Below are 22,494 nucleotides of genomic sequence, written 5' to 3'. Positions count from 1 at the left end.
CCCTCAATCGTGGTCTAGAGCGGCAGCTGGATGCCGCCGCGGTTGGTGGCGGACACCCGGGTGGCCGCCTCGCTGTCGGACGCGTCGTAGTGGGCGCCAGCGGTCCGGATCGCGCCAGCGGTCTCCCGCAGCGCCTGCTGAAGGCTGGTCTGGTCCTGTGCCCACTGCTGTTTGACCTGCTCGAACGATCGGCCGCCCGCTCCGCGCCAGGCCTGCTGGAGGACCTCCAGCTGGGCCAACAATCCGCTGAGCATCGACTGCAACGACTGGTCCGTCTGCTCGAACTTCACCGCGGTCTGCTGCATCACCGCAGCTTCTGCCTGGGTCTGGGACACCCCGACGTCACCTCGTCTCCTCGGTCGTGGCTGGCCCTGCGGTGGGGGATGCACCACCCACGACGCCGGAGGACAAGCGCGCGACGTGGGGACGGGCCAACGAGAAACTCGTCGCTGACGGTAGCGGCGCAATCGCGTTTCTGCTACCCCTCCGTGTTCCCCTGTGGACAACGCACCCCCGGATCCGACCGCTACCATGTGCGGCAGCACAGTCGCGGCGGGTGATCGGGGCGAGGAGGAGCGGTGACGACGACCGACACTGCGACCCGCCCGGCACCCGCCCCGGCCACGCCACCGCACGACTCGCCCCCGGTGCCGCAGCGTCGCATCCGGGCAACCCAGTGGCGGCCGGACGATCGGTGGCCGACCCGTCGGCCGAGGGCCGGGCAGGTCGCGACCGCCCAGGTGGCGGTGGCCGTGCTCGTCGCCGCACTCGGCCGGGGTGCGCTGCCGATGGTGGCGGCGGTGCTGTTGGCGGCGGCGCTGCTCGTCCTGGCCTGGTACCGGGTTCGGCAGCGCTGGCTCTACGAGTGGCTCGGCATCGGCCTGGGTTACCTGGCCCGTCGTCGCGCGATCGCTGCGGCTGCCGGCGGGACGGCGCTGCTCGATCTGGTGCACCCGGGCAGCACGCTGCGTCCGGTCGAGTTGGCCGGGACCCCGGCGGTGCTGTTGGACGACCCGGATGGCCTGGTCGCCCTGCTGGAGATCGGCGACCCGGCCGACCTGCTCGGCGACGGCGCGAAACAGCTACCGGCCCCGGCATCCCTGTTGCCGGCGAGCACCGAGCCGGTGCCGGTGGTACGAATCCAGTTGGTGCTGGCCGGTGCGGCGGCCCCGGCGGTCGGTCTCGGCGGTGGCCCGGCGGCCACCTCGTACCGGCAGCTCACCGACGGGCGCCTGGCCGGCTGGGAACAGGCGGTGCTGGCCGTACGCGTGTCCCGGGCGGAGGGCTGGCCGGACGAGGCGCTGCGACAGGTCCTCACCGGCACGGTGCGCCGGCTCGTCCGGCGGCTGGCGCCGGTGGCCGTCCGGCCCCTGGGCGGGGAGCCGGCGCTGCGGATCCTCGCCGAGCTGGCCCACCACGACGGGCGGGAAGTGCGCGAATCCTGGCAGGCCGTCCGATCCGGCGGGCTGTTGCAGAGCACCTTCCGGCTGCTCAGGTGGCCGGCGGCGGAAGCCGCACCCCGGCTGGTGCCCCAGTTGCTGACCTTGCCGGCAACCGTGACCACTGTGTCGCTGCACGCCGAGGCCGGTCGGTCGGCGGCGACCGGGCTGGCCGTACGCCTCAGCGCGGTCACCGCCGCGGAGCTGTCCGCTGCCGCTCAGGCGTTGCGCCGCGTGGTCGCGGCCGGCGGCGGTGCGGTGGAGCGACTCGACGGCGCCCAGTTGGCCGGTCTCGCGGCCACCCTGCCGCTGGCCGCGCCCGGGGCGAGTCCGATCGCCGGCCCGGCCGAGCTGATGCTGCCGTACGGCTCGGCCGGGCTCATGGTGGGTGCCAACCGACACGGCGACGCGGTGACCCTCCGGCTGTTCCGGCCGACCGGCACGCGGGTGATGCTCGTCGGCGGGCTACCCGCCGCTCAGCTGCTCGCCATGCGCGCGTTGGCACTCGGCGCCCGGGTGGTCGTGCAGACCATCCGGCCGCGCGCCTGGGAACCGTTCGTGCGTGCGGTGAGTCTGCCGGGCACGGCGATCCCGCTGGTCCCGCCGGGTCGGCCGGTGCCGGGTGAGCCGGCGACGCCGCTGGCTCCGGTGCTCGTGGTGCTGGACGCGCCGCCACCCAGCGGCCCGCGACCGGGCGTGGCGTGGCAGACCACGTTGCTGGTACGCGACGAGCTCACCCCGACCGACGCGGACGCGCTGGGCCGGGCCGACCTGGCGGTACTCCAGCCGTTGAGTCAGGCGGAGGCGGCCGTCGCCGGTGCCGCGCTGGGCCTCGGCGAGTCCGCGCAGTGGCTGACCCGAATCCGGCACGACATGGTGGCCGTGGTGAATCGGCGCGCCCTGCGCTGGGCGGTGCTCGCCGGCACGCCCATCGAGGCCCAGTTGGTCGGCCGCCCGTCCCGGGCCTGACCTCGTTTATCTCGCGGGTTCCGCCCGCCGGTCGGCCATGGCACCATGCCCGCCATGGGTTTCATGAAAGGTCTATTGATCCGGATCGGTGCCACGGCGGTCGCCTTCTGGCTGGCCACACTTGTCATTCCCGGCATCTCGCTGGATACCGAGTCGGTAAGCGAGACGGTGCTGACGCTGGTCCTCGTCGCGATCATCTTCGGCGTGGTCAACGGAGTGCTCCAGCCGATCATCAAGACCGTCGGCTGCGGTTTCTACCTGCTCACCCTGGGCCTGATCGCGCTTGTGGTCAACGGCCTGCTCTTCCTGCTCACCGGCTGGATCGCCGACCAGGTGGGGCTGCCGTTCGACGTGGACGGCTTCTGGCCGGCCGCCGTGCTGGGCGCGCTCTTCGTCGGCATCGTCACCTGGATCCTCGGCGCCATCCTCGACCGCGACTGACCCCCCACCCCCACCCCCTCACCCCGTCGATCTTGCACTTTTCGTCGCGGCAAAAGCTGTCAAAAGGTATATATCGACGACCAAAAGTGCATGATCGCGGGGGTGGGGGTGGGTGGGGTGGGTGGGGCGCGGGGGCGGGCGCGGGGGTGAGGGTGGGGGTGGGTGGGAGGGGTTAGGGTCAGCGGCGTGTTCACTGCGCGGCGCGACGACGGGTACACGATCAGCACCGACCCGGAGCTGCTCGACCTGGACCTGGTGCACACCTGGCTGGCCACCGACTCGTACTGGGCCGCAGGGCGGGACCGCGAGACGGTGGTGCGCTCGTTCGCCGGCTCGATCGGCTTCGGCGTCTACCGCCCCGGCGACGGACGGCAGGTCGCCGTCGCCCGGATGATCACCGACGGCGTCACCTTCGGCTACCTCTGCGACGTCTACGTCGACCGGGCCGAGCGCGGTCGCGGGCTGGGCACCTGGCTGGCCGGCGCGGTCCGCGACCATCTGGCCGAGTTGGGCGTACGCCGGCTGCTGCTGGCCACCGTCGACGCGCACGGGGTGTACGAGAAGATCGGCTTCGGGCCGGTACGACCCGAGCACTGGATGGAGCTTGACCGGCGCATTCCGGCCGTGAGTCAGCTCACCGGCAAGGATCGGCCGGCGGACAGGCCCCTTACCGTGGAGCCGTGACACCGCTCCGCCTCGGATACCTCTACGGCCTCGCTGCGTACCTGCTGTGGGGGTTCTTCCCGCTCTACTTCAAGCTGCTGCGCCCGGCCGGTCCGCTGGAGATCCTGGCGCACCGGGTGGTCTGGTCCGTGGTGTTCGTGGCGCTGCTGCTCGGGGCGATGCGCAACATCGGTTTCCTGCGGGCGCTGGGGCGCCGGCCGCGGGCGCTGGCCGGGATCGGCACCGCCGCCGCCCTGATCGGAATCAACTGGTTCACCTACATCCACGGCGTCAACTCCGACCGGGTGGTGGAGACCGCCCTCGGGTACTTCATCAATCCACTGGTGGTGGTCCTGCTCGGGGTGCTGGTGCTACGCGAGCGACTGCGTGCGGCGCAGTGGGTCGCGCTGGGCATCGGCGCACTTGCGGTGGCCGTGCTGACCATCGACTACGGCCGGCTGCCGTACCTCGCGCTGACCCTGGCGTTCAGCTTCGGTGGCTACAGCCTGGTGAAGAAGCAGCTCGGGTTGCCCGCCGCAGAGGGCCTGTTCGTCGAGTCGGCCGTACTGGCCCTGCCCGCGCTGGCGTACCTGGGCTGGCTCTCGACCACCGGCGCGGCGGCCTTCGGAAGCGTGTCCGCCGGGCACACCGCGCTGCTGGTGCTGGCCGGCGCGTTGACCGCCATCCCGCTGCTGCTCTTTGCCGGTGCCGCCAACCGGCTGCCGCTGAGTGCCCTGGGCATGCTCCAGTACGTCGCACCGATCCTCCAGCTCGGCTGCGGAGTGTTGATCTTCCACGAGCCGATGCCACCGACCCGCCTGGCCGGTTTCGCCCTGGTCTGGATGGCTCTGATCGTCTTCACCACCGACGCCATGCGGCAGGCCCGGCGTACCCGGCGCAGCCAGCGCGCCCACCTGGCCGCCACCGTGGTCACCTCTCCGGACGCGCTGCCCAGCCCGCGCTGATCGGGCGGCCCCAGTCGGGCTCGACGAAAGCGACGGCCGAGGTGCGCGCTGCGGCCGGACCGGAACCGCAGCTCAGGGCACGTCGTAGGCGAGGACGGGGGTGCCGTCGGCGCGGATCAGTTCCAGGCGCACCAGCTCGGCGTTGGTGAACTGGGTCGCCCCGGTGATCCGCAGGTCGTCACCGGGAGCGGCCCGCCACGAGCCGATCTGCTCCGTCCTGCCGTCCGCGGCGTGCGCCACCAGTCGGAAGGCGTGCGCCTTGCCGTAGCCGGCCCGCTCGTCGTACCCGCAGTGCATGGTGACCTCGGTGCCCCAGTCGGTGCCCCGGAAGCCGACCTCGGCGTGCACCGGCACCGTACCGGCCACCGGCGCCATCTCCACCATCCGTGGTTGGGCCACCGACGGCGGGGGAGCTGGCTGTTCGCCGGGCAGCACCGTCGCCACGCCGAAGCCGACGATCAGGGCGAACGCGGCCGCCGCCAGGCCGGTGACCGCGTACCGCAGGCGGTTGGCCTGCCGCTCGCGGCGTCGGCGCTCCCGGGCGGCGCTGAGCAGTTCGGGCACCCGGGGGTTCTCCGGCGGCGGAAGGAACTGCTCCAGGCTCGCCGGATCCAGCCGGCCGAGCAGGCCGGGCAGCACCGCGATCTCGGAAACCGACTGCTGGCAGGCCGGGCAGTCGACCAGATGCCGTTCGTAGGCCGCCCGGTCGGCCGGCGACAGGGCGCCCAGCACGTACGCCCCATCGTCGTACGCGAAGTCGCAGCGGCTCATCCGGTCACCCCCATCTCGGCCAGCACCAACCGTAGTGAGCGCAGGGCGTAGTGCGTCCGGGACTTCACCGTGCCCGGTGGCACGCCGAGCCGGGAAGCCGCCTCGGCCACCGATCGCCCCTGGTAGAAGCACTCGACCAGGACATCCCGATGGGACGGGCTGAGTCGGTTCAGCGCCTCCGCCACGGTCCACGCCTCGACGGCGCGTTCGGTCTCGTCGACCACCTCCGGCGGCTCGGGCAGTTCGTCGGTGTAGACCTCGCCGACCCGGGTCGAGCGCCGGCGCCAGGCGTCGATGGCCAGGTTACGGGCGGTGGTGAAGAGCCAGGCGCGCACCGAGCCACGACGCGGGTCGAGCGACTCCGGATGTCGCCAGGCCCGCAGCAGCGTCTCCTGGACGAGGTCCTCGGCCCGCTGCCGGTCGCCGTTGACCAGCCGCAGGGCGTGCGTGTACAGCGCCTCGCCATGCTCGTCGTGCAGGGCGCGCAGCAGGTGGGCGTCGTGGTCGCTGATGGTCCTCTCCTCGCTCTCGTCACGAGCGGGCGCGGCGTTACGACCGGAGATACGTGCGGTCACGCCGATCGGTTCAGCCCCAGCTCAAGATGGGATTCCCAGCGCGGAGTTCATCGCCGGTTCAGGTCGAGGCTGACCCGCGCTCACCACGCCCTCCTAGCGTCCGGCGGGTACCCGCCGGTGAGCTGCGCCGGCGCGCCCAACCCCAGGAGGCTCCGCCGATGAGCGACCGTCCCCGACTGCTGCCGTTGCTGGCCACCCCGCGCCACGGCAGCCGCGACGCCATGACCTGCCTATACCGCTGCGGCAACGCCTGTGACCATCCGGTCCCCAACACCTCCGACAACGCGTACCTCGGTGACCTGGTGAACGCCGAGGTCTCCCGCCGGGGTGTGGTCCGCGCCGGTGCGGTCGGCGCCCTGGTGCTCGGTCTCGGCGGTGCGGCCGGCGCGGCGGCCGGTGCGGGTGCCGCCGTCGCGGCACCGAACTCGCCGACCCCGCCGGCCGGTGCCGGCAACGGCAGCGGCGGAAAGGGCATCGGCAGCGGCGCGCTGACCTTCAAGCCCATCCCGCCGAACACTCTGGACAGCCTCGTGGTGCCGAACGGGTACGACCACGCCGTGGTGATCCGCTGGGGCGACCCGGTGGTGCCCGGCGCGCCACGGTTCGACCTGCGCCGGCAGACCGCGGCGGCGCAGGCCAAGCAGTTCGGCTACAACAACGACTTCGTCGGCGTGCTGCCACTGGACAAGGGCGGCAAGCGGGCGTTGCTCGTGGTCAACCACGAGTACACGAACGAGGACCTGATGTTCCCCGGCTTCACCAGCCAGGAGGCGCTCACCGTCGAGCAGGTGCGGGTGGCGATGGCCGCGCACGGCATGTCCGTGGTGGAGATCGAGCGGGTGGCCGACACCGGTCAGTGGCGGCCGGTCACCTCGGGCCGCCGCCCGTACAACCGCCGGGTCGACGCGCTGAGCAGCCCGTTCGAGCTGACCGGTCCGGCGGCCGGCTCGGCCTTCGTGAAGACGGCCGCCGACCCGAAGGGCCGTACCGTCATCGGCACGCTCAACAACTGCGCCGGTGGGGTCACGCCGTGGGGCACCGTGCTCTCCGGCGAGGAGAACTTCAACCAGTACTTCGTCGGCGGCGACGCCGTGCCCGAGGCGGAGAAGGCCCGGCTGGCCCGCTACGGCATCAACACCACCGTCCGCTACCCCAGCGGCAGCCGCCGGTGGGACCGCGCCGCCGACCGCTTCGACCTGGCGAAGCACCCGAACGAGGCGAACCGGCACGGCTGGATCGTGGAAATCGATCCGCACGCCCCGCAGAGCCGCCCGCGCAAGCACACCGCGCTGGGCCGGTTCAAGCACGAGGGCGCGAACGTCATCGTGGCCCGCAGCGGGCACGTGGTCGCGTACCTGGGCGACGACGAGCGCTTCGACTACCTCTACAAGTTCGTCTCCGACAAGAAGTTCATGCCTGGCAACTCCCCGGTCGCCCGCCGGCACAACCTGACCCTGCTCGAATCCGGCACGCTCTACGTCGCCAAGCTGGAGCAGACAAGCGCCGACGAGATCGACGGTTCCGGTCGGCTGCCACGCGACGGTGCGTTCAATGGCCGGGGTCGCTGGATCAAGCTGGTCAGCGGCAACCGGTCGTTCGTGCCCGGGATGAGCGCGGCCGAGGTGCTCACCTTCACCCGGTTCGCCGGGGACAAGGTCGGCGCGACCAAGATGGACCGGCCGGAGGACGTCGAGCCGAACCTGCTCACCGGCAAGGTGTACGTGGCGTTGACGAACAACACCAACCGGGGGGTCGGCAGCAACCCGAAGCCGGACGAGGCCAACCCGCGTACCGGCAACCGGCACGGGCAGCTCCTCGAACTGGTCGAGGAACGGGGCGACCACACCGCCGAGACCTTCGCCTGGTCGCTGCCGATCGTCTGCGGTGACCCGGCCGACGAGTCGACCTACTTCGCCGGGTACGACAAGAGCAAGGTCTCGCCGATCTCCTGCCCGGACAACGTGGCCTTCGACGCCACCGGCAACCTCTGGATCTCCACCGACGGCAACGCGCTGGGCAGTAACGACGGTCTCTTCGCCACCGCACTGGAGGGGCCCGAGCGGGGCCACCTGAAGCAGTTCCTGACCGTGCCGTACGGCGCGGAGACCTGCGGGCCGTTCATCACCGGCGACAACCGTTCGGTCTTCGTGGCCGTGCAGCACCCCGGCGAGATCACCGGTGCGACGGTCGAGAACCCGGCCTCCACCTGGCCCGACGGCGATTACGCCAAGCCGGGCGTGGTGGTCACCTGGCGGCTGGACGGCGGCCCCATCGGCAGCTGACCCGGCGGCTCGGCGGCGGACCGGGTACGACCCCGCCCGGCGTCCGCCGCTGGCCGACGGCCCTCTCCCCACCAGGGAGAGGGCCGTTGCGGTCAACCCGGCCGGCGGGGCAGCCCAGCGTCGAGAATCGGGGCCCGGCAGCCAGCCTCGGGGATCGGGGCCCGGCAGCCAGCCTCGGGTTCAGATTTCGGCGGCGAGGCAGTCGGCGAGCGTGCGGGCGGCAGCGAGCAGCTTCGTCCGGACCACGCGGGCGGAGGTCATCATCTCGCTGGCCGGCAGCGCGCAGGCCAGCACCGTGCGCCGCTCCATGTCCTTGTCCGGGCTGATCAGCACCGCCGCACAGGCCACCCCCTGCCGGTACTGGCCCATCTCCAACTGCATGCCGCGCCGTTCCCCGGCGGCCAGATCGGCTTCGAACGCCTCGGGAGTGGTGAGCGTGGCGCTGGTGAACGGGCGCATGCCGTACTCACGCAGGTAGCGGTGACGTTGCTCGGCGGTGAGCGTGGCGAGCAGCGCCTTGCCCAGCGCGGTCGCGTGCGCCCCCTCGTCGAAGCCCGGGATGAGCTCCTCCAGGTGCGGCGAGCGATTTCCCTCCGCCACTGCGGTGATCGCCACCTGGCCGCCCACGAACCGGCCGAGGTAGTGACTCCAACCGGTCTCCAGGGCGGTCCGGCGCAGGTTCTCCCCGACCGCAGGCGAACCGCGGAACGCGGCGACCAACTCGCGGTAGCGGTCGGCGACCTCCAGCCCCACGATGTACGTGCCGTCCTCCCGGCGGATCACGTAGCCCTCGTACGCGAGGGTGCGGACGAGGTGGTAGGTGGTCGCCACGGTCAGCTCGCATCGTCGGGCGATCTGCTTCACGGTCAGCCCGCGCGGGGCACGACCGACCGACTCGAGCACTCGCAGTGCGCGGGAGACGCTCCGGATCAGGTCCGAAGGTTCCGCCAGGGGGTCACGCACAACCACCTCCGCCACCGGGGACTTACACCATATGAAAAAGTGCTCCATCGCGAAATGCCTGATCGGGTGGAGCATCCAAGATCATCACATACGCGAGGTGATTTCGGCCGCACTTTCCGTTGCCCAGCGGCGACTGGCATAGGTTGGCCTCACCATGACCCGCACCGCCCCGATCCGCACCGAACCGCCCGTCACCCACCCCGTACGCGCCAGCGGCGTCGCCGTCGCCGTCACCATCGTCTGCGTACTGCCGGTCTTCCTGGTCGGTGGGCTCGCCGTCCAGATGCGCGAGGAACTGGGCTTCTCCCCCGCCGGGCTCGGCGTCGTCGTGGCGGTCTACTTCGGCGTCGGCGCGCTCGCCTCGGTACCCTCCGGCGCGCTTGTCGAGCGCTGGGGTGGCGACGTGGTGGCCCGCGCCGGCATCCTGGTGGCGGCCGGCTCCCTGCTCGCCGTGGCCGCCCTCGCCCGGTCCTACCCGGTGCTTGTCGGCCTACTGGCAGTGGCCGGCACCGCCAACGCGCTCGGTCAACTCGCAAGCAATGCGCTGCTGGCTCGCCAGGTCCCGGCGCGGCGGCAGGGTCTGTCGTTCGGCGTCAAGCAGGCCGCCGTCCCGGCCGCCACCCTGCTGGCCGGTGCGGCCGTGCCCGGCCTCGCGCTCACCGTGGGCTGGCGGTGGGCGTTCGTGGCCGCCGCCGTCGCCGCGCTGGCCACCCTGCCCGCAGTGCCCGCGCAGGGACGTACGCCGCACCGGCGGCCGGACCGCCGGGCCGGCCGGGCCACGCCGGGCCTGGTCGTCCTCGGGGTGGCCGCGACGCTCGCCGCAGGAGCGGCGAACGCACTCGGCACCTTCGTGGTGGACGCCTCGGTCGACCGGGGTCTCGGACCGGCGCTGGCCGGGCTCACCCTGACCCTCGGCAGCGCGGTCTGCGTCGCCGCCCGGGTCGGCGTCGGCTGGCTGGCCGACCGTCGCTCCGGTGGGCAGGTGTCGGTGATCGCCGGCATGCTTGTCGTCGGTGCCGTGGGCCTGGGCCTGCTCGCGCTTGCCGGCCCCGGGGCACTTGTGGTGGGCGTACTGCTCGGCTTCGGTCTGGGCTGGTCCTGGCCGGGGCTGATGAACTTCGCCGTGGTCCGGCTGCATCCGCAGGCCCCGGCCGCTGCCACCTCGATCACCCAGACCGGGGTGTACGCGGGCGGCTGCCTCGGCCCACTCACCCTGGGCCCGCTGGCCGCCACCACCGGCTATTCCGCCATGTGGCTCACGGCGGCCGGGGCCATGCTCCTGGCCGCTGCCCTGATGCTCACCGCCACCCGCCTTCTGCCCGCCCCCACCCGGGGCTGATCAAGAAGTTCGCGTCGAGCAGCGCGGCGCCCGGCGACCGGACGCTCTCGATCAACGCCGGTCTGCGGTGGGGATCAGTTGGTGCGGTCGGCGATGTGGTTGCAGAGGGATTCGAGCGCACGCCGGGCCGGAGTGTCCGGCAGGGGGGCGAGTTGGGCGCGGGCGTCCTCGGCGTAGCTGCGCACGGTTTCGCGGGCCCGCTTGAGCGCCGGGCTCTCCCGGAGCAGGCCGAGCGCCTCGGCGTGCAGGGCGTCGTCGGTAAGCGGGCCGGTGGCCAGGATCTCCCGCAGCCGCACGGACGCGGCGTCCGCGTCGTCCGATCCGAGGGCGTAGAGCACCGGAAGAGTCGGCACCCCCTCGCGCAGATCGGTGCCGGGGGTCTTGCCGGACTCCGCCGACTCACTGGCGATGTCGAGCAGGTCGTCGGAGAGCTGGAACGCCACCCCGATGGTCTCGCCGTAGCCGGCAAGCGCCGCCACGTGCTCCGGCGCGGCCCCGCTGAACAGACCGCCGAAGTGTGCGCTGGTGGCGATAAGCGAACCGGTCTTCTCCGCGATCACCCGCAGGTAGTGCGCCACCGGGTCGTCGTCGCGCGGACCGACGGTCTCGGCGATCTGACCGTGCACCAGCCGGGCGAAGGTACGCGCCTGGAGGCGTACCGCCTCGGGGCCCAGCTCGGCGGCGACGTCTGCGGCGCGGGCGAAGAGGTAGTCACCGACCAGGATGGCGACCGAGTTGGTCCAGCGGGAGTTTGCGCTCGGCGCGCCCCGGCGCACCGACGCCTCGTCCATCACGTCGTCGTGGTAGAGCGTGGCGAGGTGGGTCAGCTCCACCACCACGGCGGCCGAGACGACCTGCGCGCGGACCGGATCGCCGAACTGGGCGCCCAGCGCCACCAGCAGCGGCCGGAACCGCTTGCCGCCGGCCTCCACCAGGTGACGGGCCGCCTCGGTCACGAACGGGTCGGCACTGGCCACGGTCTCCCGCAGCTCCGCCTCCACGGCCTCCAGCAGCCCCAGCACGGACTCCTCGCTGCGGGCGTCGGCGAGATGCAGGCCGAGCGCGCCGAACTGACCCGCGCCGAGCCTGTCCCGGCGACCGCCGGAACCGGTGGCACCTGAACGCTCGTCACCCCGAATCACCACGTCTCCACCATGCCACACGGGCTCTACCTGCACCGGACCGGGGATACGCGGCGAGGGCCAGCCCACAGGCGTGGACCGGCCCTCGCTGAAATCAGTCCTGAACGGCTACCGGACGAAGTCAGCAGCGCCGCTGGCCAGCTCAAGCAGCGGCCCCGGCACCACGCCGAGCACCAGGGTAGCGATCACCCCGATCACCAACGCCGCCGAGGTCAGCCCGCCGGGAACGGTGACGGTCGGAGTCGTCTCACCCGGCTCGGAGAGCCACATCATCACCACGACCCGCAGGTACGGGAAGGCAAGCACCATGCTGGTCAGCACACCGACGATCACCAGCCAGGCGTGCCCACCGTCCAGGGCCGGCGCGAACACCGCGAACTTGCTGATGAAGCCGCTGGTGAGCGGGATGCCAGCGAAGGCGAGCAGGATGAAGGTGAAGACCGAGGCGTAGAGCGGCGAGCGCCGGCCGAGCCCAGCCCAACGGGACAGGTGGGTGGCCTCCCCGTCGGCGTCGCGTACCAGGGTCACCACGGCGAACGCGGCCAGCACGGTGAAGCCGTACGCGACCAGGTAGAACATCGTGCCGGAGAGCCCCTCCCGGCCCGGCGCGAGCACCCCGACCAGCAGGTACCCGGCGTTCGCGATGGAGGAGTACGCCAGCAGCCGCTTGATGTCGGTCTGGGTGACCGCGAGCACCGAGCCGACAAGCATGGTGAGCACCGCCACCGCACCGATCACCGGGGTGAAGTCCCAGCGTGCGCCCTCGAAGGCGACGTGGAACACCCGCAGCAGGGCACCGAACGCGGCGACCTTGGTGCAGGCCGCCATGAAACCGGTGATCGGCGTCGGCGCACCCTGGTAGACGTCCGGCGTCCAGACGTGGAACGGCGCGGCAGCCGCCTTGAACAGCAGACCGATCGCGACAAGCGCCATGCCGGCGAAGAGCAGCACCGGGCTCTGCGTCGAGTTGGCCACCGCCGCGTGGATGGTGGCGAAGTCGACACCCGCCTGGCGGTCGCCCAGGCCAGCGGTGAAGCCGTAGAGCAGCGCCAGCCCGAACAGGAAGAAGGCCGAGGCGTACGCGCCGAGCAGGAAGTACTTCATCGCCGCTTCCTGGCTCAGCAGCCGCCGGCGACGGGCCAGCGCGCAGAGCAGGTAGAGCGGCAGCGAGAAGACCTCAAGTGCGATGAACATGGTCAGCAGGTCGTTCGCCGATACGAAGATCAGCATGCCGCCGACGGCGAAGGTGAGCAGCGGGTAGACCTCGCCCGCCCCGCTGGCCTGCGCGGCCTGCCGCCGGTCGTCCGGCGAGTCGGCGGTGATCGCCGCCTGGGCGACGAACGCGCCACCCCGCTCGATCGCCCGCTCACCGACCAGCAGCAGGGCCAGCGCCGAGAGGACCAGGATCGCGCCCTGGAGGAACAGCGTGGGACCGTCGATGGCGATCACCCCGATGGTGATCACGCGCTTGTCGGCGTTGAACACCACCATGGTGAGCGCGGCGAGCACCGCCAACAGCGCCAGCGGCAGCTGGATCGGGTGCCGCAGCCGCCGGGGCACGAACGCCTCGACCAGCACCCCGAGCACCGCCGCGCCCATCATGATCAGAATTGGTGCGAGTGCCACGTAGTCGATCGGTGGCAGTTCGAACTCGGTCACTGTGCCAACCTTTCGTTCGCGACTGCGGGGCTCGCAAGCTCACTCCTCGCGCTCACCGAGCCAACCTTCCGTCTCGCGACTGCGGGGCTCGCAAGCTCACTCCTCGCACTCACCGGCTTGCCTCCTGGACGCTGTCTACCGACGGGGCCGGGTCGGTGCGGCCGACGTCCTCCATGGTCGCCTGGATGGCGGGGTTGATCACGTCCGTCACCGGCTTCGGGTAGAAGCCGAGCAGCACGATCAGCGCGATCAGCGGGGCGACCACGACCTTCTCCCGCAGATTGAGGTCACGCTTCATGCCCTCGATCTCGGTAAGCGCCGGGTTCAGGGTGCCCTGCGTGGTGCGCTGCACCATCCACAGCACGTACGCCGCGGCCAGGATGATGCCGAGCGTGGCGATCACCGCGACCGGCTTGTTCACCGTGAAGGTGCCGATCAGCACCAGGAACTCGGAGACGAACGGCGCGGTACCGGGCAGCGCCAGCGAGGCGAGACCGGCGAAGAAGAGCACCCCGGCCAGCACCGGAACCAGCTTGCCGGCGCCGCCGAAGTCGCTCACCAGCGCCGAGCCCCGACGGGCGATCAGCATGCCCACCACCAGGAAGAGCAGCCCGGTGGCCAGGCCGTGGTTGACCATGTAGAGCACCGCGCCGGTGCCGGCCTGGGTGGTGAAGGCGAAGATGCCCACGCCGATGAAGCCGAAGTGGGCGATCGACGTGTACGACACGAGCCGCTTGAGGTCGTTCTGCCCGACGGCCAACAGTGCGGCGTAGATGATGCCGATCACCGCGAGGGCCAGCGCCCACGGCGCGAACCACTGGGCCGCGTCCGGGAAGAGCGGCAGGCAGTAGCGCAGGATGCCGAACGTACCGACCTTGTCCAGCACGCCGACCAGCAGCGCGGCGGCACCGGCCGGGGCCGCGCCACCGGCGTCCGGCAGCCAGGTGTGGAACGGGAAGAACGGCGCCTTGATGGCGAAGGCGACGAAGAAGCCGAGGAACAGCCAGCGCTCCGCACCGGTGGAGATGTCCACCTGGGACAGCGCCACCCAGTCGAAGGTCTTTCCGCCGACCACCCAGAGGCCGATCACCGCAGCCAGCATGAACAGGCCGCCGACCAGGGAGTAGAGGAAGAACTTCACCGCCGCGTACTGCCGCTGGTGGCCGCCGTAGCTGCCGATGAGGAAGTACATCGGCACCAGCATGACCTCGAAGAACACGTAGAACAGGAAGACGTCGGCGGCGGCGAAGACGCCGAGCATCGTGCATTCGAGGACGAGCAGCAGCGCGAAGTAGGCCGGCACCGACCGCTTCGAGGACTCGGCGTCGTGCCAGGACGCCAGGATCACCAGCGGCACCAGCACCGCGATCAGCATCAGCATGACCAGCGCGATGCCGTCGGCGGCGAAGGTGAAGTTGACGCCCCAGTTGGGGATCCACGGGTACGACTCGCGGAACTGGAAGCGCTGGCCGTCCACCTGCCAGGTGACCCACATGGCCACCGACAGCGCCAGCACCAGCAGCGACCAGCCGAGCGCGACCTGCTTGGCCAGCGTCGGCCGACTGCGCGGCAGGAGGGCGACCACCACTGCGCCGACCAGCGGCGCCGCGGTGAGCACCGAGAGGAACGGGAAGTCGGACATTATGCGGCCTTACCTCCGTCGTCGATGCGCGGTCCGCCGGCGACGGCCGCCTGGGAGAGTGTCGGGAAAGCCGCGCGGTTTCCCGACCCCGGAAGGGCGATCACGCCAACCACCCCGCCTGTACCGCCAGGAACGCGGCCACCACCAGCAGCGCGCCGGTCAGGATCGAGGTGGCGTACGACCGGACGAAGCCGGTCTGGAGTCGCCGCAGCCGACCCGAGCCACCGCCGACCCCGGCGGCCAGGCCGTTGACCAGCCCGTCGATGCCCCGGTTGTCCAGGTAGACAAGCGCCCGGGTGAGGAAGATGCCCGGCTTCTCGAAGACCGCCTCGTTCACCGTGTCGGTGTAGAGGTTCTTGCGGGCCGCGGTGACCAGCACCCCGGCCGGCTGCGGCGTGATCGCCGTGCCGTTGCGGAACAGGAACCAGCCGAGCACCGCGCCGAGCACCGTGACGCCCAGCGACAACACCACGATCGCCCAGTGCGGCAGCACCGCCTCGTGGTGCGCCTCCGCCGCGCTGAGGCCGCCGGTGGCGGTCAGCCAGTCGGGAACCGAGGTGGCCAGCAGCCAACCGGCACCGAGCGAGCCGATGCCGAGCAGGATCAGCGGGATCGTCATCAGCGGCGGGGACTCGTGCGGGTGCTCGATGTCCGTGGTCCAGCGCTTCGGCCCGTGGAAGGTGAGCACGAAGAGCCGGGTCATGTAGAAGGCGGTGAGCCCGGCACCGAGCACCGCCGCCCCGCCGAACAGCCAGGCCGTCCAGTCGTCCCGCTCGAAGGCGGCGGCGATGATCGGCTCCTTGGAGAAGTAGCCGGAGAACGGGAACATGCCGATGATGGCCAGCCAGCCGGCACCGAAGGTCAACCAGGTGATCTTCATGTACTTCGACAGGCCGCCGAACCGGCGGATGTCCACCTGGTCCTTCATCCCGTGCATGACCGAGCCGGCGCCGAGGAACATGTTGGCCTTGAAGAAGCCGTGCGCCAGCAGGTGCACGATGGCCAGCGCGTACGCCGCGCCGCCGAGCCCGACACCGAGGAACATGTAACCGATCTGGCTCACCGTCGACCAGGCCAGCACCCGCTTGATGTCGTCCTTGGCGCAGCCGATGATCGCGCCGAGCAGCAGGGTCAGCGCACCGACGCTTACCACCACCAGTTGCAGCGTGCTGTTGGCCGAGAAGACCGGGTTGGAGCGGGCGATCAGGTAGACGCCCGCGGTCACCATCGTCGCGGCGTGGATGAGCGCCGACACCGGGGTCGGGCCCTCCATCGCGTCCGGCAACCACGCCTGGAGCGGGAACTGACCGGACTTGCCGGCCGCGCCGAGCAGCAGCAGCAGGCCGAGCACCAGCACGGTGCCGCCGGTAAGCGCGCCGACGTTGTTGAACACCTCGGCGTACTGGGTGGTGCCCAGGGTGGCGAACATGATGAAGATGGCGATCGCCAGGCCGGCGTCGCCGACCCGGTTCATCAGGAACGCCTTCTTACCGGCGGTGGCCGCGGCCGGCTTGGTGTACCAGAAGGAGATCAGCAGGTACGACGCCAGGCCGACGCCCTCCCAGCCGAAGTAGAGCATCACGTAGTTGTTGCCGAGCACCAGCAACAGCATCGCCGCGATGAAGAGGTTGAAGTAGGCGAAGAACCGCCGCCGGCCCGGGTCGTGCGCCATGTACTCGACCGCGTACAGGTGGATCAGGAAGCCCACGCCGGTGATCAGCAGGACAAAGACCCCGGCCAGCGGGTCGAAGAGCAGACCGAAGTCGACGTGCAGGCCGCCGACCACGATGAAGTCCCAGAGACTCAGCTCGACCGACTTGTTCTCCAGGCCGCGCAGCCCGAGGAAGTAGCTCAGCCCGAGCACGAACGCGGCACCGACGGCGGCCACCCCGAGCCAGTGCCCCCAACGGTCGGCCCGCCGCCCGAGCAGCAGCAGCACCGCCGCGCTGACCAGCGGGATCGCCACCAGCAGCCAGACGCTGCTCAGCAGGCCGTCGGCCGTCGCGTACGAGACCGTCTCGGCCGGAGCAGCCTGGGCGTACGTCAAGATTTCGTCCACCGGTGGGCCCCTCTAGTACTTCAACAGGTTGGCGTCGTCGACGCTTGCGGAGCGCCGGGAGCGGAAGATCGCCATGATGATGGCCAGCCCGACCACGACCTCGGCCGCCGCCACCACCATCACGAAGAACGCCATGATCTGGCCGTTCAGGTCACCGTTCATCCGGCTGAACGTGACAAGCGCCAGGTTGGCCGCGTTGAGCATCAGCTCCACGCACATGAACAGCACGATCGCGTTACGCCGAACCAGCACCCCGGCGGCCCCGATGGTGAACAGCGCCGCCGCGAGAACCAGGTAGTAGTTCGGCTCGACCGAGAAGAAGTCGCTCACTTTTCAGTGCCCTTCAACGTGGTCTCCTCGGCGGTCAGCTCGCGGACCGGCAGGATGTCCGGCGTACTCCGGTCGCTGAGTCGGCCGTCCGGCAGGCGGGCCGGGGTGGCGACCGACGAGGAGGTGGCGAAGACGCCCGGACCGGGCTTCGGACCGGGGTAGTTGCCGGGCGCGAAGCGGGCCTTCATGGTGGCGACCTGGTCGCGCTTGTCCTCCTTGCGCCGCTCGACGTGCGCCAGGATCATGCCGCCGATGGTCGCGGTGATCAGGAGCGCCGCGGTGAGCTCGAACGCGAAGATGTAGTCGGTGAAGAGCAGCCGGGCGATGCCCTGCACGTTGCCGGCCGCGTTGGCCTGCTCCAGCCCGACCGGCGTGCTGCCCTCGGTGGCCCGGTAGATCCCGCTGCCGAGTAGGGCGGCGAAGCCGATCCCCAGGCCGATCGCGGCGATCCGCTGCCCGCGCAACACCTCGATCAACGAGTCCGAGGCGTCCCGGCCGACAAGCATCAGCACGAACAGGAAGAGCATCATGATCGCGCCGGTGTAGACGATGATCTGCACCATGCCGATGAACGGTCCCGCCTGGAGCACGTAGAACACGCCCAGGCTGAGCATGGTCAGCACCAGCCAGAGCGCCGAGTGCACGGCGTTGCGGGCGGCGACCATGCCGATCCCGCCGGCCAGCGCCAGTGGGGCGAGGATCCAGAAGGTCACCGCCTCGCCGCCGGAGACCGCCCCCGCGGCGGCGAGCACCGTCGACGTGGTCATGCCGTCTCCCCCTTTTCCGCTGCGGCTCGCGCAGCGGCCTGCTCGGCACCGGGGAAGGTGACGCCCGGGTGCTCGTCCACCTGGTAGCGGCCCGGCCCCATCGGCGAGCGCTCGGCCCCCGCCGAGGTGCCCGGGTTGGTCAGGCTGCCGACGTAGTAGTCCTTCTCGCTGTCGCCCAGACGCATCGGGTGCGGCGGCTGCTCCATCCCGGGCAGCAGCGGCGCGAGCAGCTGCTCCTTGGTGAAGATCAGGTCCTGCCGGTTGTCCCGGGCCAGCTCGTACTCGTTGCTCATCGTCAACGAGCGGGTCGGGCAGGCCTCGATGCAGAGCCCGCAGAAGATGCAGCGGGCGTAGTTGATCTGGTAGACGCTGGCGTACCGCTCACCCGGCGAGAACCGCTGCTCGTCGGTGTTGTCGCCACCCTCGACGTAGATCGCGTCCGCCGGGCAGGCCCAGGCGCACAGCTCACAGCCGATGCACTTCTCCAGGCCGTCCGGGTGCCGGTTGAGGATGTGCCGCCCGTGGTAACGGGGGGCCGGCGTCGGCGGCTTGAACGGGTAGTCGGTCGTGACGACCTTCCTGAACATGTGCGAGAAGGTGACCCCGAAGCCCTTGAACGTTCCGGTGATCGCGCCCACGTCACACCTCCTCAGAGTCCTGGCCGGCGGGAACGTTTGCCGGCTCCCGCTCGGCGACCATGCGCCGGGTGCGCGGGCTCGGTGGTACCTGGAGATCCATCGGGGGCAGCGGGAAGCTGCCCGGCGGCCGGTTCTCGACCTGCTCGGCGAGGGTCGGCTGCGGCTGCGGCTTGCGGGTCGGCCAGAGCAGCGCGGCGAGCAGCAGCAGGCCGGCCGGAATGCCGATGGCCAGCAGCCGGCTGCGGGTCTCCCAGTCGTCGATGGTGCGCAGCCAGGCCAGGGCCACGACCCAGACCAGGCTGATCGGGATCAGCACCTTCCAGCCGAGGCGCATGAGCTGGTCGTACCGCAGCCGGGGCAGCGTGGCCCGCAGCCAGACGAAGACGAAGACCAGCAGGATGACCTTGCCGAAGAACCAGAGCATCGGCCACCAGCCGGAGTTGGCCCCCGACCAGAGGGTGAGCGGCCACGGTGCGTGCCAGCCACCCAGGAAGAGCGTGACCGTGAACGCCGACATGGTCACCATCGCGACGTACTCGCTGAGCATGATCAGCGCGAACTTCAGCGAGCTGTACTCGGTCATGAAGCCGGCCACCAGCTCCGACTCCGCCTCCGGCAGGTCGAACGGCGGCCGGTTGGTCTCGCCGACGATGGAGATGAAGAAGACGACGAAGCTCGGGAAGAGCAGCAGCGCGTACCAGCCCGGACCCGGGACGTCGAAGCCGAACAGGTTCAGCGTGACGCCGTTGCCCTGAGCGGCCACGATCTCGCTAGTCGACATCGTGCCGGCGAGCATGAACACCGCCACGATGGACAGCCCCAGCGCCACCTCGTACGAGATCAGCTGGGCGGTGGAGCGCAGCCCACCGAGCAGCGGGTAGGTCGAGCCGGAGGCCCAGCCGGCGAGCACGATGCCGTACACCGCCATCGACGAGAGCGCCAGCACCACCAGCACCGCCACCGGCACGTCGGTGACCTGCAACGGCGTCTGGTGACCGAAGATGCTCACCATCGGGCCGAAGGGGATCACCGACAGCGCGGTGACCGCGCAGATCACCGAGATGGCCGGGGCGAAGAAGTAGATGACCTTGTCCGCCGACTTCGGGAGGATGTCCTCCTTGAAGGCCATCTTCAGACCGTCGGCGAGTGTCTGGAGCAGACCGAACGGACCGAGCTGGTTCGGGCCCGGCCGCACCGCCATGAAGCCGACGACCCGCCGCTCGAACCAGACGCCGAGCAGCGTGCCGAGCAGCGCGACCACGAAGGCAAAGACGATCTTGCCGAGGACCAGCCACCACGGATCGTGGCCGAAGTCGGTCAACGACGGGGCCTGAGCGAGCGGGTTCATGCGACACCCCCGGCGGAGTTGAGGAGCGGGCCCGGACGGCCTGCCGCGTCGGCGGCGACCGACTCGGTCGTGCCGGGCGCGGAGATTCGCACCACCGCGCCGGAGGTCGCGCCCAGGCTGCGCCGCACGGTCGCGCCGGGCGAGTTGGTGGGCAGCCAGACCACGCCGTCCGGCATCTCGGTGATCGCCGCCGGCAGGGTGAGCGCCCCCCGGTCGGTACCCACCGTCACCGGGTCACCGTCGGCGACGCCGAGCGCCTCCGCGGTGCCCTTGCCCAGCCGGACCACCGGCGGGCGGGCGGTGCCGCCCAGGTGCTCGTCACCGTCGGTGAGGCTGCCCAGGTCGATCAGCTGGTGCCAGGTCGACAGGACCGCCTCGCCGGCCGCCGGCTGCGGCACCGGAGCCGGTGCGACGGCCGGGGTGGCCGGGCGCTGGGTCCGGGTTGCCGGCAGGCCGCCCAGCTCACGGCGGACGCTCAGCACGTCCCCGGTGCCCAGGATCACGTCAAGTTGGGCGGCGAGCGCGTCGAGCACCCGACCGTCGGTCATCGCAGCCGTGTCCAGCACCGCGTCGAAGGGACGCAGCCGGCCTTCCCAGTCCAGGAAGCTGCCGGCCTTCTCCACCACCGGCGCGACCGGCAGGACCACGTCCGCCCGGCGGGTCACCGCGCTGGCCCGCAGCTCCAGGCTGACCAGGAACGGCACCGCGTCCAGGGCCTGCTCGGCCAGGCGCGGGTCGGCCAGGTCGGCCGGGTCCACCCCGGCCACCAGCAGCGCACCGAGCTGACCGGCGGCGGCGGCCGTGAGAATCGCGTCGGTGTCCCGGCCGGCCTGGCTCGGGATGACGCCGGCCGGGAGGTCCCAGGCCTCGCCCAGCTCGGCGCGGGCGGCCGGCTCGGTGACCAGACGCCCGCCGGGCAGCAGGTTGGGCAGGCAGCCGGTGTCGACCGCGCCCCGGTCCCCCGCGCGCCGTGGCACCCAGGCCAGCTTGGCCCCGGTCCGCTCGGCCACCTCGGCCGCGGCGGAGAGCCCACCCGGCACGGTGGCCAGCCGCTCACCGACGAAGAGGATCGCGCCCTCGGTGCTGAGCGCCTCGGCGACCGTCGCGTGCTCGGCGAGCACCCCGGCCTCCTCGCCCGGTACCACCCGGGCCAGCTTGGCACCGAGCTTCTCCAGGCCGCGGGTGGCGAACGGGGCGATCGCGTACACCTTGAGCTTGTTCTTCAGGTACGCCTTGCGCAGCCGCAGGAAGAGGATCGGGCACTCCTCCTCCGGCTCCAGGCCCACCAGCACCACCGCCGGCGCGTTCTCCACGTCGGCGTAGGTGACGTCGGTGCGGCCGGCGACCGTGCTGGCCAGGAAGTCGGCCTCCTCGCGGGAGACCGGACGGGCCCGGAAGTCGATGTCGTTCGTGTGCAGTGCGACCCGGGCGAACTTGGCGTACGCGTAGGCGTCCTCGACGGTCAACCGACCGCCGGTGAGCACCCCGACGCCCTGGCCGCCGTCCCGGGCGGCGCGCAGCCCCTCGGCGGCGACGCTGAGCGCCTCGCTCCAGGACGCCGCGCGCAGCTCACCGGTGCGCTGGTCGCGGACCAGCGGGGTGGTGAGCCGGTCGGCGGCGCGGGTGTACTGGAAGGCCCAGCGGCCCTTGTCGCAGTTCCACTCCTCGTTGACCGCCGGATCGTCGCCGGCCAGCCGACGCAGCACCTTGCCCCGCCGCCAGTCGGTGCGCTGGGCGCAGCCGGCCGAGCAGTGCTCGCAGACGCTCGGGCTGGAGACCAGGTCGAACGGGCGGGCCCGGAACCGGTACTGGGTGCCGGTCAGCGCGCCCACCGGGCAGATCTGCACGGTGTTGCCGGAGAAGTACGAGTTGAACGGGACATCTCCCGCCTCGCCCTCCGCGCCGTACTCCTCGTCCCGGTAGATGTTGATTTCCTCGGCCGAGGAGCGGTTCATCAGGTCGATGAACTTGTCCCCGGCGATCTCCTCGGAGAACCGGGTGCAGCGCTGGCAGAGCACGCAGCGCTCGCGGTCGAGCAGCACCTGGGTGCTGATCGGCAGTGGCTTCGGGTACTCCCGCTTGTGCTCGTGGAACCGGGAGTCGGTGCGCCCGGTCGACATGGCCTGGTTCTGGAGCGGGCACTCCCCGCCCTTGTCACACATCGGGCAGTCGAGGGGATGGTTCACCAGCAGCAGCTCCATGATCCCCTCCTGCGCCTTCTTGGCGACCGGAGAGGTGAGCTGGGTACGGACCACCATGCCCTCGGCCACCGTCTGGGTGCAGGAGGCGACGGGCTTGCGCTGCCCCTCCACCTCCACCAGGCACTGCCGGCAGGCACCGGCCGGGGCCAGCAACGGGTGGTCGCAGAACCGGGGGATCTCGGTGCCGATCTGCTCGGCGACGCGGATCAGCAGCGCCCCCTTGGGCGCGGTGACCTCGACGCCGTCGATGGTGAGCGTGACCGTCTCGGTCGACTTGGCAACGTCCGTCACAGTGCTTGCC

At 71.2% G+C, this 22,494-nt stretch carries 19 protein-coding genes; 6 read left to right on the top strand and 13 right to left on the bottom strand.

Annotated elements, in window-relative coordinates; genetic code table 11:
* Window positions 1-14 precede the first annotated feature (14 nt).
* Complete coding sequence (locus QQG74_RS01950) at window positions 15-335, bottom strand: WXG100 family type VII secretion target (protein WP_341718586.1); 321 nt, start codon at window positions 333-335, stop codon at window positions 15-17.
* Window positions 336-578: 243 nt separating this feature from the next.
* Here QQG74_RS01950 and eccE point away from each other — a divergent pair, with 243 nt between their 5' ends.
* From eccE to rarD, 4 genes are all read left to right on the top strand, one after another.
* The gene (eccE, locus tag QQG74_RS01945; RefSeq protein ID WP_341718585.1) at window positions 579-2,408 is read left to right on the top strand and encodes a type VII secretion protein EccE; all 1,830 of its coding nucleotides are present in this window, start codon (window positions 579-581) and stop codon (window positions 2,406-2,408) included.
* A 54-nt stretch (window positions 2,409-2,462) separates the two neighbouring features.
* The gene (locus tag QQG74_RS01940; RefSeq protein ID WP_341718584.1) at window positions 2,463-2,849 is read left to right on the top strand and encodes a phage holin family protein; all 387 of its coding nucleotides are present in this window, start codon (window positions 2,463-2,465) and stop codon (window positions 2,847-2,849) included.
* A gap of 186 nt (window positions 2,850-3,035) precedes the next feature.
* Complete coding sequence (locus tag QQG74_RS01935; RefSeq protein ID WP_341718583.1) at window positions 3,036-3,533, top strand: GNAT family N-acetyltransferase; 498 nt, start codon at window positions 3,036-3,038, stop codon at window positions 3,531-3,533.
* Window positions 3,530-4,477, top strand: coding sequence for an EamA family transporter RarD (rarD, locus tag QQG74_RS01930; RefSeq protein WP_341718582.1), 948 nt, complete (start codon window positions 3,530-3,532; stop codon window positions 4,475-4,477). Before QQG74_RS01935 ends, rarD begins: the two co-directional genes overlap by 4 nt.
* Window positions 4,478-4,549: 72 nt before the next feature.
* On the opposite strand, the gene QQG74_RS01925 is transcribed toward rarD, so the two are convergent.
* Both QQG74_RS01925 and QQG74_RS01920 read right to left on the bottom strand, forming a co-directional pair.
* Entirely contained in the window at window positions 4,550-5,248 is a 699-nt protein-coding gene (locus QQG74_RS01925; protein ID WP_341718581.1) for a zf-HC2 domain-containing protein, read from the bottom strand.
* Entirely contained in the window at window positions 5,245-5,760 is a 516-nt protein-coding gene (locus tag QQG74_RS01920) for a sigma-70 family RNA polymerase sigma factor (RefSeq protein WP_111243615.1), read from the bottom strand. Before QQG74_RS01920 ends, QQG74_RS01925 begins: the two co-directional genes overlap by 4 nt.
* Window positions 5,761-5,981: 221 nt before the next feature.
* Between QQG74_RS01920 and QQG74_RS01915 the strand changes: the two genes are divergently transcribed.
* Window positions 5,982-8,105, top strand: coding sequence for a PhoX family phosphatase (locus QQG74_RS01915; protein WP_341718580.1), 2,124 nt, complete (start codon window positions 5,982-5,984; stop codon window positions 8,103-8,105).
* Window positions 8,106-8,285: 180 nt separating this feature from the next.
* Here the strand turns inward: QQG74_RS01915 and QQG74_RS01910 are convergent, their stop codons facing one another.
* Entirely contained in the window at window positions 8,286-9,068 is a 783-nt protein-coding gene (locus QQG74_RS01910; RefSeq protein WP_341718579.1) for an IclR family transcriptional regulator C-terminal domain-containing protein, read from the bottom strand.
* A gap of 154 nt (window positions 9,069-9,222) precedes the next feature.
* Between QQG74_RS01910 and QQG74_RS01905 the strand changes: the two genes are divergently transcribed.
* A complete protein-coding gene (locus QQG74_RS01905; RefSeq protein ID WP_341718578.1) occupies window positions 9,223-10,407 on the top strand; it encodes an MFS transporter in 1,185 nt (394 codons plus the stop codon).
* Between the two features lie 74 nt (window positions 10,408-10,481).
* Here QQG74_RS01905 and QQG74_RS01900 read toward each other — a convergent pair whose 3' ends face one another.
* The 9 genes from QQG74_RS01900 to QQG74_RS01860 form a co-directional block, all read right to left on the bottom strand.
* Entirely contained in the window at window positions 10,482-11,552 is a 1,071-nt protein-coding gene (locus QQG74_RS01900; RefSeq protein ID WP_341718577.1) for a polyprenyl synthetase family protein, read from the bottom strand.
* A 105-nt stretch (window positions 11,553-11,657) separates the two neighbouring features.
* A complete protein-coding gene (nuoN, locus tag QQG74_RS01895; RefSeq protein ID WP_341718576.1) occupies window positions 11,658-13,208 on the bottom strand; it encodes an NADH-quinone oxidoreductase subunit NuoN in 1,551 nt (516 codons plus the stop codon).
* A gap of 109 nt (window positions 13,209-13,317) precedes the next feature.
* On the bottom strand, window positions 13,318-14,850 hold the full coding sequence (locus tag QQG74_RS01890) for an NADH-quinone oxidoreductase subunit M (protein ID WP_341718575.1): 1,533 nt from the start codon (window positions 14,848-14,850) through the stop codon (window positions 13,318-13,320).
* Between the two features lie 100 nt (window positions 14,851-14,950).
* Window positions 14,951-16,909, bottom strand: coding sequence for an NADH-quinone oxidoreductase subunit L (gene nuoL, locus QQG74_RS01885; protein ID WP_341718574.1), 1,959 nt, complete (start codon window positions 16,907-16,909; stop codon window positions 14,951-14,953).
* 12 nt (window positions 16,910-16,921) lie between these two features.
* A complete protein-coding gene (nuoK, locus tag QQG74_RS01880; protein ID WP_341718573.1) occupies window positions 16,922-17,239 on the bottom strand; it encodes an NADH-quinone oxidoreductase subunit NuoK in 318 nt (105 codons plus the stop codon).
* Window positions 17,236-18,006 carry an NADH-quinone oxidoreductase subunit J gene (locus QQG74_RS01875; RefSeq protein WP_341718572.1) on the bottom strand — a complete coding sequence of 257 codons (771 nt, stop codon included), beginning with the start codon at window positions 18,004-18,006 and terminating at the stop codon, window positions 17,236-17,238. The genes nuoK and QQG74_RS01875 overlap by 4 nt, the downstream gene beginning before the upstream one ends.
* On the bottom strand, window positions 18,003-18,644 hold the full coding sequence (nuoI, locus tag QQG74_RS01870) for an NADH-quinone oxidoreductase subunit NuoI (RefSeq protein ID WP_341718571.1): 642 nt from the start codon (window positions 18,642-18,644) through the stop codon (window positions 18,003-18,005). The genes QQG74_RS01875 and nuoI overlap by 4 nt, the downstream gene beginning before the upstream one ends.
* A 1-nt stretch (window position 18,645) precedes the next feature.
* A complete protein-coding gene (gene nuoH, locus QQG74_RS01865; protein WP_341718570.1) occupies window positions 18,646-19,992 on the bottom strand; it encodes an NADH-quinone oxidoreductase subunit NuoH in 1,347 nt (448 codons plus the stop codon).
* A complete protein-coding gene (locus QQG74_RS01860) occupies window positions 19,989-22,484 on the bottom strand; it encodes an NADH-quinone oxidoreductase subunit G (RefSeq protein ID WP_341718569.1) in 2,496 nt (831 codons plus the stop codon). The genes nuoH and QQG74_RS01860 overlap by 4 nt, the downstream gene beginning before the upstream one ends.
* Window positions 22,485-22,494: the final 10 nt, after the last annotated feature.

This window comes from Micromonospora sp. FIMYZ51 (assembly GCF_038246755.1).
Classification (GTDB): domain Bacteria; phylum Actinomycetota; class Actinomycetes; order Mycobacteriales; family Micromonosporaceae; genus Micromonospora.
Note: the sequence above shows the minus strand (reverse complement) of the source record. Positions and strands in the feature narration are given on the sequence as shown.

Excerpts from the sequence above, each read along its gene's own strand:
- nuoH (WP_341718570.1), bottom strand. The coding sequence starts at position 19,992 with ATGAACCCGCTCGCTCAGGCCCCGTCGTTGACCGACTTCGGCCACGAT.
- QQG74_RS01875 (WP_341718572.1), bottom strand. The coding sequence starts at position 18,006 with ATGACCACGTCGACGGTGCTCGCCGCCGCGGGGGCGGTCTCCGGCGGC.
- QQG74_RS01905 (WP_341718578.1), top strand. The coding sequence starts at position 9,223 with ATGACCCGCACCGCCCCGATCCGCACCGAACCGCCCGTCACCCACCCC.
- QQG74_RS01915 (WP_341718580.1), top strand. The coding sequence starts at position 5,982 with ATGAGCGACCGTCCCCGACTGCTGCCGTTGCTGGCCACCCCGCGCCAC.
- QQG74_RS01940 (WP_341718584.1), top strand. The coding sequence starts at position 2,463 with ATGGGTTTCATGAAAGGTCTATTGATCCGGATCGGTGCCACGGCGGTC.
- QQG74_RS01890 (WP_341718575.1), bottom strand. The coding sequence starts at position 14,850 with ATGTCCGACTTCCCGTTCCTCTCGGTGCTCACCGCGGCGCCGCTGGTC.
- QQG74_RS01925 (WP_341718581.1), bottom strand. The coding sequence starts at position 5,248 with ATGAGCCGCTGCGACTTCGCGTACGACGATGGGGCGTACGTGCTGGGC.